Source organism: Streptomyces sp. AK08-02 (genome assembly GCF_033795085.1).
Classification (GTDB): domain Bacteria; phylum Actinomycetota; class Actinomycetes; order Streptomycetales; family Streptomycetaceae; genus Streptomyces; species Streptomyces echiniscabiei.
The window spans coordinates 15,887-31,154 of the sequence record NZ_JARAZV010000024.1 but is presented as its reverse complement, the minus strand read 5'-3'; the positions used below and the strand labels follow the sequence as shown (position 1 = coordinate 31,154).

Annotated in this window: 12 protein-coding genes; 6 read left to right on the top strand and 6 right to left on the bottom strand. The window is 68.1% G+C overall.

Annotation, left to right across the window (positions count from 1 at the left end):
* Positions 1-85: 85 nt before the first annotated feature.
* The gene (locus PV734_RS39220; RefSeq protein ID WP_319095355.1) at positions 86-940 is read left to right on the top strand and encodes a hypothetical protein; all 855 of its coding nucleotides are present in this window, start codon (positions 86-88) and stop codon (positions 938-940) included.
* A gap of 405 nt (positions 941-1,345) precedes the next feature.
* On the opposite strand, the gene PV734_RS39215 is transcribed toward PV734_RS39220, so the two are convergent.
* The 3 genes from PV734_RS39215 to PV734_RS39205 form a co-directional block, all read right to left on the bottom strand.
* Entirely contained in the window at positions 1,346-1,969 is a 624-nt protein-coding gene (locus PV734_RS39215) for a hypothetical protein (RefSeq protein WP_319294186.1), read from the bottom strand.
* Between the two features lie 678 nt (positions 1,970-2,647).
* Positions 2,648-4,681, bottom strand: a complete 2,034-nt coding sequence (locus PV734_RS39210; protein WP_319095357.1) for a non-reducing end alpha-L-arabinofuranosidase family hydrolase — start codon at positions 4,679-4,681, stop codon at positions 2,648-2,650.
* A 49-nt stretch (positions 4,682-4,730) separates the two neighbouring features.
* Positions 4,731-6,380 carry a glycoside hydrolase 43 family protein gene (locus PV734_RS39205; RefSeq protein WP_319294184.1) on the bottom strand — a complete coding sequence of 550 codons (1,650 nt, stop codon included), beginning with the start codon at positions 6,378-6,380 and terminating at the stop codon, positions 4,731-4,733.
* A gap of 461 nt (positions 6,381-6,841) precedes the next feature.
* Here PV734_RS39205 and PV734_RS39200 point away from each other — a divergent pair, with 461 nt between their 5' ends.
* The 4 genes from PV734_RS39200 to PV734_RS39185 all read left to right on the top strand — a co-directional run bounded on the left by PV734_RS39200 (position 6,842) and on the right by PV734_RS39185 (position 12,148).
* Entirely contained in the window at positions 6,842-8,488 is a 1,647-nt protein-coding gene (locus PV734_RS39200) for a glycoside hydrolase family 27 protein (RefSeq protein WP_319294182.1), read from the top strand.
* 208 nt (positions 8,489-8,696) lie between these two features.
* Positions 8,697-9,107, top strand: a complete 411-nt coding sequence (locus PV734_RS39195; protein WP_319095360.1) for a hypothetical protein — start codon at positions 8,697-8,699, stop codon at positions 9,105-9,107.
* Between the two features lie 75 nt (positions 9,108-9,182).
* Positions 9,183-9,857: an ABC transporter ATP-binding protein gene (locus PV734_RS39190; RefSeq protein WP_319095361.1), complete on the top strand. Its 675-nt coding sequence runs from the start codon at positions 9,183-9,185 to the stop codon at positions 9,855-9,857.
* Positions 9,854-12,148 (top strand): ABC transporter permease, encoded by a 2,295-nt coding sequence (locus tag PV734_RS39185; protein ID WP_319294180.1) that lies wholly within the window; start codon positions 9,854-9,856, stop codon positions 12,146-12,148. Before PV734_RS39190 ends, PV734_RS39185 begins: the two co-directional genes overlap by 4 nt.
* Before the next feature lie 158 nt (positions 12,149-12,306).
* Here the strand turns inward: PV734_RS39185 and PV734_RS39180 are convergent, their stop codons facing one another.
* Positions 12,307-12,489, bottom strand: a complete 183-nt coding sequence (locus PV734_RS39180) for a hypothetical protein (RefSeq protein WP_319294178.1) — start codon at positions 12,487-12,489, stop codon at positions 12,307-12,309.
* Positions 12,486-13,370, bottom strand: coding sequence for a helix-turn-helix domain-containing protein (locus PV734_RS39175; RefSeq protein WP_319095364.1), 885 nt, complete (start codon positions 13,368-13,370; stop codon positions 12,486-12,488). Before PV734_RS39175 ends, PV734_RS39180 begins: the two co-directional genes overlap by 4 nt.
* A 133-nt stretch (positions 13,371-13,503) precedes the next feature.
* Between PV734_RS39175 and PV734_RS39170 the strand changes: the two genes are divergently transcribed.
* Complete coding sequence (locus PV734_RS39170; RefSeq protein WP_319294176.1) at positions 13,504-14,175, top strand: hypothetical protein; 672 nt, start codon at positions 13,504-13,506, stop codon at positions 14,173-14,175.
* Positions 14,176-14,814: 639 nt separating this feature from the next.
* Here the strand turns inward: PV734_RS39170 and PV734_RS39165 are convergent.
* On the bottom strand, positions 14,815-15,225 hold the full coding sequence (locus PV734_RS39165) for a winged helix-turn-helix transcriptional regulator (RefSeq protein WP_415924338.1): 411 nt from the start codon (positions 15,223-15,225) through the stop codon (positions 14,815-14,817).
* Positions 15,226-15,268: the final 43 nt, after the last annotated feature.

The following is a 15,268-nucleotide window of genomic DNA, read 5'->3' as shown; positions in this document are numbered from 1 at the left end:
CGTCAGGTTCGTACGATATGCACATCAACGGGCCTGGCCAGGAGCAGACTTGGACAGGCCTCCCGCGTTCCCATGGGGGATTCGTATGCGTCATCACGTCGCGGCCACCGTTCTCTCCGGTGCCGTCGTTCTGTCCGCGCTCGCGCTTCCGGCAACCGCCGCCCAGGCGTCGGAGCGGACGGCCACGTCGGCGAAGCCAAGTTCCTTCGCCCAGCGGTCCGTTCATCCGAAGGACTCGCTGGGCAGCATGAAATTCTCGAACGCGGTCATCAACGGCGGCAAGGACATCGTCCTCGGCGTCACCACCAAGACGTCGGTCACCGTCACGTACACCGCCACCAGTGACAGCGGCGTCGCGCTCACACAGGCCTTCCTGTGGCAGGGCACCGACAGCTCCGACACGGACACCATCACCGGTTCCCTGGGCACGGACGACGACCCCGAGTGCACGGAGTCGACCACCCAGACCGGTACCTACAGATGCACCGCCGTCTTCCACGTCAACGCCGCCTCGGACCTGAAGCAGAACGGCGTCGCCGGGGTCTGGAAACTCTTCCTGGGCGGCTACGACCTCTACGCGAACGCCAGTTACAACGACAACGTCGCCACCACCAGGATCAAGAAGGTGTCCCAGCTGACCCTTGACGCCACCCCGGAACCGGTGACGAAGAACAAGAACATCACCGTCGCGGGCAAGCTGAAGCGCGCCAACTGGAACGACGGCACCTACGCCAGCTTCCCGGGCCAGAAGGTGCTGCTGCAGTACCGCAAGAAGGGCAGCAACACCTACACCACCCTCAAGACGCTCACCAGCGCCACCGGCGGCACCCTCAAGACCGTCGTCAAGGCCACGGCCGACGGCTACTACCGCTTCACCTTCGCGACGAACCTCAGCACCGCCGCCTCGACGTCGGCCGCCGACTTCGTCGACGTCAGGTAGCTTCCCGGCCTTCCCCTGCCGTACGGACCCGGCGCCGGCCACCGTCCACGACGGCACCCGGCGCCGCGGCTCCCCGCCGGCCCGAGGAAGCTCAGCGCGGGAGAGCCGTCAATCCATGTTCGGTGGGTTCCCCGGTCGCGTGGTCCCGCAGGCCGGGACACCGTCGAGCCAGGCCGGGCCCTGGAAGAAGATGTTGCTGATCCAGCCGCCGTAGTCCGGAAGGTAGGACCAGGCGCTGTTGGTGAGGCCCTCGGCCGTGACCGACTGCAGGCGGCAGGCTCCCGGGCGGGGGCAAGGAACTGGGCCGAAGTGCGACGGTCCCGCCTGTGGCATGACTGGTACGGGGCTGTCCTTTCGACCCGCGCGGCGGGAGGACAGCCCCGTACCTTTCCGGTGGCCGGCCGGTCAGTACAGCTTGTTGACGGCCGTGGTCGTGGTCTTCTTGAAGGCGGCCACGGGCGCGTCGTCGAAGTCGCCCATCTGTCCCCACCGAACGACGGTGACGGTCTTGTCGTCCCGTCCGACGGACAGCAGGGTGATGTCGGTGGCGCCCCAGGACGTTTCGGTGTGCAGGCCGCGGACGCGGGCGCCCTCCTCGACCGGCAGCGTGCCGTAGTCCCGGCCCTCGGCCTTGATGTCGGGCGAGGACTTCTCGATGCGGTCGGCGCAGGTGCGGATCAGGTCGTCGTAGTGCTTCGCCAGGGCCTTGGCCAGAGCGGGTGAGCCCGTCACGACGGTCAACTGCACGGCGCCGGTGTCCAGGTCGGTCCGGAACTCCCGGTGCCGGTAGTCGTAGTCGAGCACACCTTCCGTGCTCACGCAGGAGCCGAGTGCCTCCGGAAACCCCTCGGTGACCGGCCCGGCGGTCCAGGACGATGTCGGATGCGGCGGCAGCTGGGACGCCGACAGGAACGTGGGCGTGGCGGCCTTCGGCGCGGCGCCTGCGGCCGGTGCCGTCAGGACCGAGCCCGCCGCGAGGGCGGCGACGGCGAGTGCGGTGAGAGCGCTCGTTCGGATGCGCATGGACATGGATGTTCCCCCGTGGATGAGTGCGTGGACTTGAATGCCCCGGCGAGGCCGGCTGGTCGGTCCGGGCCTGGTCGGTGCGGCACCAAGAGCATCAGCGGTCACAGTGGCTGGGCGCAACAGTCGGCGGCCGATCGAGCAGGGTGGAACGGTCCCAGCCCCTCTGACGTGCAGCTATATGGGGTGCCTGGGACACCGTCCGGGGCGACGAGAGACCTGAGTCGGCACAGGACGACGGCATCAACCACGCGCCGGGGTCCGCCGTTCGGGCGCCGAACCAGCCCTGCGCAGTGCGTTGTGGAGCGCGCCCGCTCGGGTCATTGGGCGTCAGCGGTGTTGAGCCGGCCGCATGCGCTAGACTTGATCTTGAGCTGGTCATCGCAACTCGCGGTAGCTGGTGGTGCGTTGGTGGTCCAAGGAAAGACGCCCCGCTTCCTGCGGGGAAATGCAGGTGCAAGGCCTGCCCGGCGCTCGATACACGTAGGGCCCGTCCGTACAGCGGACGGGCCCTACGTGTTGCCCGGCGTGAGAGCCGGGGAGGGGGAAAATCGGCGAAACCCAGCGGCGTGACGTCCCGTGCGCCCGTGGCTTCAGCGTTGCCGTGGTCACCCAGGGGCCGCCGCCCTGGCATGCCGAAGTGGGGAGCGCTCCCCACGGAAGCGCTCCCCACGGCTCGGTCGGTCAGCAGGTCGAGTTGGTCTGGGTCAGGAGGCCGAGCCGCCACGGAAGGAGGTTGTAGTCGCCGCCCGCGTTGGGGTCCAGGCCCTGGTAGAGGTACTGGAGCCGGCAGGAGGGGATGGTGAGAGTCTGGTCGTAGCCCGCGCGGATCATCTCGCCGTGGCTGATGTCCCGGGTCCAGGCGCCCGCGGGGAAGCTGACGTTGTTCGCCCGGGCGAAGGGATTGCCCTCGGACGCGGCGAGCTGTGTCCAGGAGCCGCCGAGATTCGCGGCGGTCCAGGAACGGAAGTAGCGCCGCCCGTCGGAACCGATGGCCTCGACGAGGAGCAGGTACTGGTTGCTGCCCTGCACCTTGTAGACGTTGCTCGCTTCGAACAACGCGTTCTTGGAGTCCTGCAGTGCGATGACGGTGTTGGTGAACCCGTTCGGGAACTGGCCGACGGTCGTCTGCGAGCGGTACAGGTGTCCGTTGTCGTCGGAGGAGAACAGGTAGCAGTTGGCGCTGTCGCAGATCACCCACATGTCGACCCAGTAGCCGTTGCCGATGTTCTGCCGGATGATGTCCGGCATCGACGAGTAGAAGTTGCGCGGGGCGCTCCACCCGTTGGGGTTGCTGATGTCGGGGTTGGTGGAGTACGAGGCGTTGCCGGTCTGGTAGACGAGGTACCACAGGCGTTGCGGCGCGTTGTAGAAGACCTGCGGCGCGGCCCGGTAACCGGTCCCGATGGCGGTGCGGTCCAGGTAGTGGTGGGTGGCCGAGCCGGCCTGGGACCAGTCGCTGAAGTTCAGGTAGACCAGGTTGTAGCCGGAGCGGCTCGCGGTACTGGCGAACACGTGGTACTTGCCGTTGTACTGGACGACCGTCGGGTCCTTGATGCCCGCGATGTTGTGCGTCGCGTCGGACTTCGGCCCGATCATGGCGCCGCTGGAGCTCCACGAGTACCTGTTGGGCAGGGCGGTGGCGTCGGCGGCGCCGCGGGTCGTGGCGGGGGTGCCGCCCATCGTCGTCAGCGCCGCGTTGTAAGCCGGCTTCTTGTTGCCGTTACGGTCGAACAGCAGCGGGTTCTCGTTGCTGCGCCAGGAGTCGCTGTCGCGGATGCCCCAGACCGTGATGCCGGTGCAGCGCGCCACGTTCATACAGGCCCTGACCGTGTTCGCGTACGCGTTCGTCGACGCCTGCGCGATGTCCAGTTCGGTGATCTGGACGTCCACGCCGAGTGCGGCGAAGCTCGAGATCGTCGTCTGGAAGCTGCCGGGAGGACCGCCGGCGCCCAGGTGGGCCTGGAGGCCGACGCAGTCGATGGGTACGCCGCGTGCCTTGAAGTCGCGCACCATGCGGTAGACGCCCTGGGTCTTGGCGGCGTTCCAGTCGTCGATGCTGTAGTCGTTGTAGCAGAGCTTGGCCCCTGGGTCGGCCGCCCGGGCCGTGCGGAACGCCTCTTCCAGGAAGCCGTTGCCCAGCACGTCCCGGAAGACCGAGCTGCGGAGCTGGCCGCTGCCGCCGTCGGCGAACGCCTCGTTCACCACGTCCCAGGTGTAGATCTTTCCCTTGTAGTGGTTCGCCACGGTCCTGATGTGGTTGTTCATCACGGATCGCAGGGTGTTCGCGTCCCTGATGGAGCTGACCCAGCCGGGCAGTTGGGAGTGCCACACCAGGGTGTGGCCACGCATGCGCTGGCCGTGGGACAGCGCGCGGTTGACGATCTGGTCGCCGGGGCCGAAGTTGAACGAGCCGCGGGACGGCTCGGTGGCGTCCCACTTCATCTCGTTCTCGGGCGTGACCATGTTGAACTCACGGTCCAGGATCCCGGTGTACGTACGGTCGCCGAGCCGGCCCGCGGCCACGGCCGTTCCGAAGTACCGTCCGGACTGGGCCGCCTGGGCGCCCAGGGTGGAGGCCCGGACGGTGTCGGGTACGGCGGGTGCGGCGGTCGTGCCCGCCGCGCCGATCGCGCTCCCGGGTGTCGCCATGACGGTCGCGGCCAGCAGGCCCAGGACCGAGGCTCGGCGGTGGCCGAGCCGTTTCAGCGGGTTCATGTTTCTCCTGTCGGGGTGGGGGGTTGGGTGGTGCGATCGGTGGAACCGCTCAGGGCGTGGTCAGCTCGAACCGTGTGCAGCGGACCGCGCCGCCGAGTGCCTGGGTGGCGTGGTTGAAGAGGGCGAATCGGTAGCCCATGAAGAACCGCCAGTCGTTGCCCAGCGAGAAGGTGGGGCCGAGGCGGGTGAAGGTGGTGCCGTCGGTGCTGTACGAGAAGGCTCCGGGGCGTCCGGTGCCGGGACGGATGTCCGCGCTCGCGCGCAGCCAGACGCGGCTGCCCGAGACGGGCGCGCCTGCGGCCTCGGTGCCGACGTTGGTGGTGTTCCAACTGCCGTCCATGGTCAGCCCGTTGACCATCACGACTCGGGTCGCGCCGCCGTCGCGCCGGACGCCGATCCAGGCGGAGGAGTCACGCAGCAGTGCGAGTCCGGCGCGGTCGCCGTCGCGCATCGCCGAGAAGTCGAGCTGGACGGTGGCGGTGGAGGTGGGGCCCTGGATCCGGTGGGTGAGGGTGTTGCGGGCCCAGTAGAGGTCGCCTGTGACCGTCGCGGTCCGCAGGGTCAGGCCGTTGTTCACCGACCATCTGGTGTTGTCCGGGTTGTGGTTCCACTCCCATCTGGGCTTGAGGGCTGTGCCGTCGAAGGTGTCGACGCCGGTCATGGGGGTGACCTGGCGGGGCGGAGGGGGCACGGCCGGGCTGGGATACGTGGTGCCCCACGCGCCGTTGACGAGCTGCACGACCGGCCAGCCGTCCGCGGTCCAGGTGACCGGCGCGAGGGCGGGCATCCGGCCGCCGGGGTACGCGTCGACGAAGGCCAGGTAGTACCAGGCGCCGTTCTGCGTCTGCACCAGCCCGCCCTGGTGCGGGACGCCACCGCCGGGGATCGGCCCGCGCAGGTCGAGCAGGACCTGCCGCATCGTGTACGGGCCGAAGGGGCCGCTCGACGACTTCAGGATGTACTGGCCGTTCGCGGGGCGGGTCAGGAAGATGTAGTACTGCCCGTTGATCTTGTAGAAGCGGGAGCCCTCCAGGGTGCCCACGCTCGACGGAGTGGTGAACACCTGCTGGGTGCGGACCTGGCTGCGGCCGTCGGGCGAGAGCTGGGCCACGCTGATCGTGCTGTTCCCGTACGCCACGTAGAGGGTGTCGTCGGTGTCGACGAGCAGCCCCGCGTCGTAGTAGGGCGTGCCGATCGTCGTCAGCCTGTTCCACGGACCCTCCGCGGCGGGGGCCGTGTAGACGTACGTCCTGGCGAAGTCGATCTGGCCGAGCCAGTAGAACGTCCTGTTGCTCGGCCGGTAGGCCAGTGACGACGCCCAGATGCCCCGTACGTAGCCGCGGGCACCGTTCAGGTCGTACTTGGCGCCGAAGTCGAGCACGGGCACCGAGTGACCGGCGATCTCCCAGTTGACCAGGTCGTACGACCTCAGGACGGGCGCGCCCGGCGAGTAGTGCATGGTCGAGGCCGAGGCGTAGAAGGTGTCACCGACGCGGATGACGTCGATGTCCGCGAAGTCCTGCCAGATCACCGGGTTCGCGTAGGTCGCGGCGGCAGCGGGGGCCGGCCCCTGGGCGAAGGCGGCGGAGGCGGTGCCGGGGACCGCCGACGGAGGGAACAGGGAGCCGACGGTCAGGCCGGTGGCGGCCGTCAGTGCGCGGCGACGGGACAGGGCGTGATGGGTCCATGACATTTGCATGGGTGGCGTTCTCCTTCTGTGGCCCAGCCGTTGGTGGTCGGCGTTGTCCGGAGGTGCCCTGCTGGTTCGCTCGGAGCGGCTGCCCTGTATACGAGATATCGAACGCGGATCGGCTTGCCGAGCAATTTGGATGATAGGGGGCCGGTGGATCCCGTCAATACTTCTCGCATGAATCGTCATGGACTTCGAAACATTCGAAGATATTTGATCCCATGTCATCGCAGGCCAGCTGTCCGTATGGTGAGGATGCGCCACTTTCGGCGAGCTTGTATGGCCGGATCGTTGAGGCAGTGCGGTGATGGGTGTTGACATGTTCGAGGGCCTCCCTAGTATCCGTGGGGCCCTGGTTTCCGAATGGCTCACGAAATTTCGAACGCCATCTCTCCCGCTGTCCAGTGTCATGCGCGTGACATTGATCTTCGTGTCACCGCTCATGGCGCCCTTCCGTGAAGGAGCCCCTGGTGCCCAGACGGTCAGGCGGACGACTGCTCCGCCTCCTCGCGACCATCGTGCTGACGGTCACCGCGTCGGTGACGGCCTCCGTCCACTCCACCGCCTCGGCGGCGCCCGGCAGCCCGGCGCTCACGCCACCACTCGGCTGGAACAGCTGGAACAGCTTCGGGTGCGGAATCACGGAGGCGCAGGTTCGCCAGGCCGCCGACGCGATGGTGGCCTCGGGCATGCGCGACGCCGGCTACCGGTATCTGGTGGTCGACGACTGCTGGTTCGACCCGAACCGCGACGCGGCAGGCAACCTGCGGTCCAACCCGACCAAGTTCCCGAGTGGGATGAAGGCGCTCGGGGACTACATCCACAGCAAGGGACTCAAGTTCGGCATCTACCAGGTGCCGGGCGAACGCACCTGCGCGCAGACCAGCGGCGGCTATCCCGGGTCGACGGGCAGCAGGGGACACGAGGCCCAGGACGCCGCCACGTTCGCCTCGTGGGGCGTCGACTACCTGAAGTACGACTGGTGTTCCTCCAGCGGCACCCGCGATGAGCAGGTCGCGCGCTTCACGCTGATGCGTGACGCCCTGCGCGCCACCGGGCGGCCGATCGTCTACAGCATCAACCCCAACAGCTTCCACGCCATCACCGGCTCCACCTACGACTGGGGTGAGGTCGCCGACCTGTGGCGGACGACCGAGGACCTGCTCGACATCTGGCAGAACGGCAACACCAACAGCTATCCGATGGGCGTCGGCAACGTCCTCGACGTCACCGCGCCGCTGGCGGCGCAGTCCGGTCCCGGACACTGGAACGACCCGGACATGCTGGTCGTGGGCCGTCCCGGCCTGTCACTGACCGAGTCCCGCTCCCACTTCGCCCTGTGGTCGCTGATGGGTGCCCCGCTCATGGCAGGCAACGACATCCGCACCATGTCCGCCGACGTGAGCGCCATCCTGCGCAACCCGCGTCTGCTGGCGGTGAACCAGGATTCGCTGGGGGCCGGCGGGCGCAGGGTGCGCGACGACGGCAACACCGAGGTGTTCGCCAAGCCGCTGGCCGACGGCTCGGTCGCGGTGGGCCTGTTCAACCGGGGAGGCAGCACCGCGACGGTCACCACGACAGCGGCACAAGTCGGCCTGTCGGGCGGGTCGTTCACCCTCACGGACCTGTGGACCGGCTCCACGTCGAGCACGTCAGGACAGATCTCCGCGAGCGTGCCGGCGCACGGCGTGGCCGTGTTCAAGGTGACCGGCGGCAGCCCGCTGGCCGCCACCACCTCGCGGCTGCGCGGCACCGGATCCGGCCGCTGTCTGGACGTGGACAACGCCTCCACCGCCGCCGGTGCCACAGCACTGCTCTGGGACTGCCACACCGCCGCCAACCAGCTGTGGACCACATGGACCGGCGGCGAGATCCGCGTGTTCGGCGACAAGTGCCTGGACGCCTACAACCAGGGCACCGCCAACGGCACCCGGGTCATCACCTGGTCCTGCAACGGCCAGGACAACCAGAAGTGGACCGTCGGCTCCGACGGGTCGGTCCGCAACGTCCGCGCGGGGCTGTGCCTCGACACCGACCGGGCCGGCACCGCCAACGGCACCCCACTGGTCCTGTGGGCCTGCGACGGGCGGGCGGGGCAGAAGTGGAGCCGGTCGTGAGGGAGTCGGGTTCCTCTCCGAACCGGGGGTACATGTGGTTCTCCGCCCCCGAAATGTCATGCACGAGTAAAGATCGTCAGCGAAAACGACCCAAACCGAACCACCAGCAACTTAATTCCAAGTCCACGCTCTGCAGCCCCTGTTACGTTCATCGGCGGCCCTGGGAGCACAACGACCAACCCAGGGTGAACAAAAAACGGTAGAAAACATGCGCAAGTTGGCTGTTGGCGCGCTCGTCGGCGGAATCTTCGCCCTGAGCGCCGGGTCCGCGATGGCGGTCTCGTGGCACACCATTCCGACACTCACCACGGGGGGCGCATCCTTCACGGGGGGCTCGTACACGTTCTGGCCCTCGGGGCAGAACCACGGTGCCTTCGAATGGGAGGGCAACCTCAACGACACCGACAACGGTGACGGGCACAACGTCTACATGCAGGTGCGGGTCGAGGGCTACGACTGGAGCCGCTACAACGGCAAGCAGAAGAGCTCGGTCTCCTTCGACCAGCTGAACTGGGACGGTGCCGCCCAGTACACCGACGACGCGTACATACGCGTCTGCCGTGACAAGGGTTCGCTGAACCCTGACAACTGCTCGGCGACCAAGCACTACCAGAAGTAGTCGCTCACTCCGGCAAGACCGCGGGCCCAGGATGTCCTCCTGGGCCCGCACGCTTCTTTGGGGGAAGCCAACAGCATGTCAGAAATCCTTGTTGCCAAGGGAGTTGACCTCTCCTACGGCAATCAGTTGGCCGTCAGCGACGTCCACCTCTCCGTGTCCCCCGGTGAGGTCGTGGCGATCACCGGGCAGAGTGGTTCCGGAAAGTCCTCGCTCCTCTACTGTCTCGCCGGCGTCCTTCCCGCCACGCGTGGTCAGGTGCGTTTCGAAGGGCGGACGCTCGGCGATCTCTCCGACGACGAGATCAGCACGCTCCGCCGCGAACGTTTCGGATTCGTCTTCCAGTACGGCGAGTTGCTGCCGGAACTCACCGTCGAGGAGAACACCGCCCTCCCCCTGCGGCTGGCCGGACAGCGCAAGGGTCCCGCCCTCGCGGCAGCCGGTGAGGTGCTCGAACGACTCGGCCTCGGCGAACTGCGGGGGCGCCGCCCCGGTCAGGTCTCCGGCGGGCAGAGTCAGCGCGTCGCGGTCGCGCGTTCCCTGGTGCACCGGCCCGCGATCGTCTTCGCGGACGAGCCGACGGGATCGCTGGACAGCGCCAACGCCTCCGCCGTACTGAAGGAGTTCCTCGACCTGGCCAGGTCACAGGGGACCGCCGTTCTGCTGGTGACACACGACCACGCCATCGCCGCACAGGCCGACACCCACTACACGATGACCGACGGAGTCCTGGGTACACGGGGTGCCGCGTGAGGGAGTTCCTCTTCGGCCTGCGCCTGTTGTTCGGCGCGGGTCGCGGCAACCGCATCCGTTTCTTCCTGATGGCCATCGGCGGCTCCATCGGGGTCTGCTGCCTGGCACTCGTCCTCACCGTCCCGGCGATCCTCGACGCGCACGACGGCCGCGACGCCGCCCGGCAGCCCGTCACCTCCGCCCGGGGCCCCGCGGACGGCACCCTGGTCCTGCAGCGCAACGACGCCTACGGCTCCAGGTCGTTCACCCGGGTGTTCGTCGCCCGGGGATCGCAGGGAACGCGGGCCGTTCCACCCGGGCTCAGTGAACTGCCCTCCCCCGGTGAGGTGTTCGTCTCGCCGCGGGTGCACGAGCTGCTGCGTGAGGCACCCGCTGTCAAGGCCCTCCTGCCGGGCCGTGAGGCGGGTGTGATCCGCCCGGCCGGGCTCACTCATCCCGACGAGCTCTACGCCTACGTCGGAACCGACCGTGCCCGGATCGCCGACGAGGGTCGGACCCTGAAGGGGTTCGGCTACAGCTACGCCCCTTTCCCGGCCGTCGACCCCTCCACCCTCACCGACGTACGGTTCGCCCTGGCCACACTGGTCCTGCTGCCACTGGGAATCTTCCTGTCGGTCTGCGCCCGTCTCTCCGCCGCGAGCCGTATGCGCCGCCTGGCGGCACTGCGGTTGCTGGGCCTGAGCATCAAGGGCACCCAGCGCGTGAACGCCGCCGAGACCGTCGTCGCGGCGCTGCTCGGCGCGGTGCTGGGACTCGGCGAGTACTGGCTGCTCAACCAGGTGATGGCAAGGGCGGGTCTGCCCGGCCTGAGGTGGTACCCGGGCGACGGCGCCCTGTCCGCGTCCACCATCGCCGTCTGTCTGCTCGGCTGCCCGGCCCTCGCCTGGTTCGTCGGCCGCAAGAGCGCGCGAGACGCAGCCGCCAACCCACTGGCGGTACGGCGTACGGCGGTTCCGCGACCGCCCTCCAAGTGGGGCGGCCTGCTGCTGGTCGCCGGCCTGGGCATCGTGTCCGGCTTCTGTGTCACGGGTCTGATGGGCCACCCCGCCTCCAGTGACGGCCCGAACGCGCTGCTCGTGGTCGCCGGAGTCGTACTCACCGGCGTCGGACTCGTGCTGACGCTGCCCCTGCTCTCGTACGTCCTGGCCAGCCGGTTGGCGAGCTCCACCCAGTCACTGACCCTCAACCTGGCGATGCGGCGCAACGAGGCCGAGCCGGGTAGCACGATGCGGGTTGTCACCGGCCTCGTCCTCCTCGTCTACGCCGCCTCGCTCGCCCAGGGCGTCCTCATCCAGTTGGAGCAGGTCACCCGCCCGTCCGGTCCCGTACAGGACTACTCCCTTCCGCTGTCGGGACTCAGCGCCCAGCAGCAGCGGGACCTCGCGGATGTGTCGGGTGTGCGCGCACACGCCGTCCTGATGAACTCCTGGGTCGACCTCAACGCGAACCGGCCCCAGGCCGACCTCGCCTCCTCGGCGACGGCCCTGGTGGCCACCTGCGCCCAGTTGGACCGTATGACCCGGCGCTCCGAGGGCTGCGTGGACGGCCAGGTGATGCGACTGGCCGACCCCAACTCAAGCCTGGGATCCGACCTGAAACCCGGTACGTCGTTCAGCTTCCGTCTCCGCCTCGGCGGCGGCGGGAACAAGAAAGTGAACGTCACCCTGCCCACGGAGCGGATCGTCTACAGCGGGTACTCGGGCTCCGCGGTCGGCAACGCCGTCCTGCTGGTCCCGCCGTCCGCGCTGCCCGCCGGGGCGAGCCCACGCGATGCGGAGCTTCTCCTCGCCGGCAGTTCGGACCCCGGTCAGGTCCGCGGTGTCCTCGACGGCATCGCGGCCGTGGTCCCGATCGCCGAGATCGAGCTCGTCGGGCTGAACGTCCAGGGCCTTGAGCAGATCTCCGTGGTCGAGACCCTCATGGCCCTGGGCATGATCATGGGCCTGGTCATCGGGGTCGCCGCCTTCCTGGTGTCCGTCACCGACCGGGCCGTCGAGCGCCGCGCGCAGGTCACCGCCGTCACCCTGATCGGCGCACGGGCGAGAACCATGAGGGTCGTACAGTGCGCCCAGGTCGTGCTGCCCCTGAGCCTCGGCCTGATCCTGGCCCTGGTGACGGGCAAACTCGCCGAGTCCAGCTACCTGATCACCGGCGGCGGCACCATCCGCTGGGACCTGGCGGGCATCCCCCTCCTGATACTCGCCACCACAGGCGTGGTGGCGACGGCCACAATGGGCTCGTTGCCGCTGGTGGGCCGCCGTATCAACCCGGAACTGATCCGCCGGGACTGACGGATCTGAGGGACCTGACGGGACGACCCCGCACGACGGTGACCGTCCCGTCGGGGACAGCCCATGGCAGGGGCCTTCGGCCGGTGCGGCACGGAGCCGCACCGGCCGACCTGCCACTCGTACCCGAGCAGATCGCCCTGGAACAACTCCAGCACCAGTCAGCCACCGGCGACCTCACGATGAGCCGCCCGTACGATCTCGCCGGCTTCCTGGATCGCCCGCTCCCGTGCGTCGATGAAGCTGTGCCAGTACACCGCGTCGTGTGCCTCCTCACGACCCAGGGGGTCGTCCTCGCCGACCTTGAGGTCTGGCCGCGCTCTGTGTGTGTGGATGGCGGTCATCGCGAGCGTCTGGCTGGGTCACGGAACCCGAAGTCGTTGAAGGGTTGGATGTGCCCGAGCTCGCGTTTGGGTGGGGTGCGGCGCATGATGTCGAGCAGTTCTCGTGGTGTCTGGCCAGAGAGGGTTCTGAAGTCGCGGTTCATGTGGGACTGGTCGTAGTACCCAGCCCGACTGGCCAGGTCGGCGAGCGAGTCCAGGCCGCTTGGTGCCACCGCCAGGGCCTGGTGGAACCTGATGATGCGGGAGAGTGTTTGAGCGGGCAGTCCGATGTGCTCGCGTAGCAGCCCCTGTATGCGGCGCTGACCGAGGCCAATGGCCAGGGCCAGGTTGGGTAAGGACACGGCGCCGCCACGATCACGCAGCAGGTTCCATGCCTGGGTGGCGGCAGGTGATGGAGCAGTTTCGCCGTGAAGTCGTCGGATGAGCAGGGCGTCGAGAATCTGCCAACGGCGGGGCCAGCGCGATGCAGCGGCCAGTTGTTCTGTGGCGTTCGCAGCCCAGCCTTCTCCCATGATGTGGTCCGGGTCGATGACCGTTCTCGCCAGGTGGTGCAGAGGGAGGTTCAGGAGCCGGTATGCGCCGAGGGGCGTGAGTTCGATCTCGACGGCAGAGGCGGATCCATTGAAACCCGCCAGCATGGGCGCGGTTTGCAGACCTGCGATCATCGCAGGCCACCGGCCGAGGGCCGCTTGCTCTGGACCGGTGTGGACGGTCAGCGGTCGGCCCCAGCCGAGGAGGACAGTGACGGCGGCCGAGGGAAGGGTGACCCGTGCGGGCGGCGGGCCACCCATGCGGTGGCCTCGATAGCGGATGACGATGCCGCGTAAGGACGCGGCCGGACGACCGAAGTACTCGCCGGGTCGGTCGATCGGTTCGGTCACTGTTGATGTCCCCCCGCTGTGATTGCGTCTTCGTACAAGACTCCCGGTGGCAGGTGCCGAAGGCTAGAGCCTGCTCGGTCACCCGAGTCCTGATCGAGTCGTGGTCTCAAGACCTGTCGCTGCCCCTGCTCACGTGCAGGAGTCTTCAGAACGTTGGCGCCTGCTTTCGGGCGGCGCCCAGGTCGAGACATCAGCAGCAATCCATGACGCCAAACGGAAAGAGGCAACTATGCAAAGCGGATTGTCGAGGCTCAGGGCGATGCTCGCAGTCGCTGCGGCCTTTCTGGCTTTGAGCTTCAGCACCGGCGCCGCATCAGCCGGTACAACGGGCGCTGTCGGTCCCTACGCCTCGCAGGCCAAGCAGGCAGGCCTCACTGGCACTCAGACAAGGGGACTCCAGAACGAGGTAGACCGGTATCTCGCCCAGACAGGCGGAAAGCAGGTGGCCGCCAACGTGATCGATTTGGGCGGCAAGCATCTGATGTTCGTGGCCCTTCCCGGCGAAACTCATCCCCGCGACATGACCAGCGGGGCGCTGGTCAACCACTGCGCCCCAGCTGTCGATTACGGCTACTTCTGCGCCTACAGTGGCCTGAATTACACCGGCTCTTCGATACCCATGTACAGCTGCGCCCGTTACCGCATTCCGTGGACAGCCAACGGATCGTGGATCAACAACCAGACCACCGGTACCGTCGCCCACTTCCTGGACGACGGCGGCGTCTCGCGCTGGAACGACGGCGGCGCCTTCAGCGCGGACGGCGACGCCCCCTGGTACTGGGTTCACTGGGTCAAGAACTGCTGACTGAGCGTCTGGTCCGGTGACTCGTGTCTGGTCCCAGGGCAGGTTCCACTCCTCGCCCTCAGTTTCGCGGACCAGGCGGCGCAGGCCGGTGAGCTGCTCGAAGACGCCGTCCTGCTGCCACGTAGCGAACCCACCGGGCCCACGGGGAGAAGACGTGCGGAAGACAGCGACAAGGGGGAGCCGGTTCCAGGAGCACGCTCCCCCTTGTCGCTCCTCAGGGCAACGACACCTGTGGTGCTGATCCTGGACGGTTCCTGGCGTGCTGGCCGCGCGGCGCCAGCCCGCTACGCTTCCGGCTCCTTGCCGCTGGTGCCGCCTTCGAGGGCGTGCCTGAGCCGACTTCGGGCGTCCGGCCGTTCCGGTCCGCCGACCAGGCTCCAGCGGTCGTGCGTGACGATCGTTCGTGCTCGCGCAGTTCGGTGACTTGCTGCTCTTGGGCGTCCGTCCAGCCGGGGAAGTGAGGGTGGGCCATCGAATTGATGACGTAGCCCGTCCGCAGTGTGCAGCCGGGGCGTCACGGTGCGGGCATGCTGTGACGCCGGGTGTCCGCGAGGCTCAGGGTCCCCGACAACCGACGGATTTTGTTGACCTGCAGGAACGTGACCTCCACCTGGCTTTTGCCACCGGGCGGGAAAGCGTTCAGCCGAGGGAGGAGGCGCCGCCCTCGTGGGCGTCGAGCAGCTCGTCCCAGTGCTCGGTCGCCCATCGGCACGAGGCGGCCAGCGGCTCCAGCACGCTGCGGCCCAGCGGTGTCAGCGCGTACTCCACCCGCAGTTTCGGGTCGGCGTGCACCGTACGGGACACGAACCCGTTCCGCTCCAGGTCGCGGAGCGACTTGGTGAGCGACTTCGGGGTGACGCGGCCCAGTGGCACGCGGAGTTCGGAGAATCTGCGCGGGCCGTCGTCCAGGCAGTAAAGGACCATGGACGCCCATTTGTCACCGAAGCGGAAGGGCAGCAGCGGGGACGGGCACAGCTCGTCGAACAAGTCGGGTGGCAGCGGCGGCCGTTGCGTCATCGAGGGGCTCCCGTCGCCGGTCTTGGTATCCATCTGGTGACCGACCCTATGGATATCTTCCAGAGCGTCGACCCGA

Excerpts from the sequence above, each read along its gene's own strand:
- PV734_RS39220 (WP_319095355.1), top strand. The coding sequence starts at position 86 with ATGCGTCATCACGTCGCGGCCACCGTTCTCTCCGGTGCCGTCGTTCTG.
- PV734_RS39205 (WP_319294184.1), bottom strand. The coding sequence starts at position 6,380 with ATGCAAATGTCATGGACCCATCACGCCCTGTCCCGTCGCCGCGCACTG.
- PV734_RS39165 (WP_415924338.1), bottom strand. The coding sequence starts at position 15,225 with ATGGATACCAAGACCGGCGACGGGAGCCCCTCGATGACGCAACGGCCG.
- PV734_RS39215 (WP_319294186.1), bottom strand. The coding sequence starts at position 1,969 with ATGTCCATGCGCATCCGAACGAGCGCTCTCACCGCACTCGCCGTCGCC.
- PV734_RS39180 (WP_319294178.1), bottom strand. The coding sequence starts at position 12,489 with ATGACCGCCATCCACACACACAGAGCGCGGCCAGACCTCAAGGTCGGC.
- PV734_RS39190 (WP_319095361.1), top strand. The coding sequence starts at position 9,183 with ATGTCAGAAATCCTTGTTGCCAAGGGAGTTGACCTCTCCTACGGCAAT.
- PV734_RS39210 (WP_319095357.1), bottom strand. The coding sequence starts at position 4,681 with ATGAACCCGCTGAAACGGCTCGGCCACCGCCGAGCCTCGGTCCTGGGC.
- PV734_RS39195 (WP_319095360.1), top strand. The coding sequence starts at position 8,697 with ATGCGCAAGTTGGCTGTTGGCGCGCTCGTCGGCGGAATCTTCGCCCTG.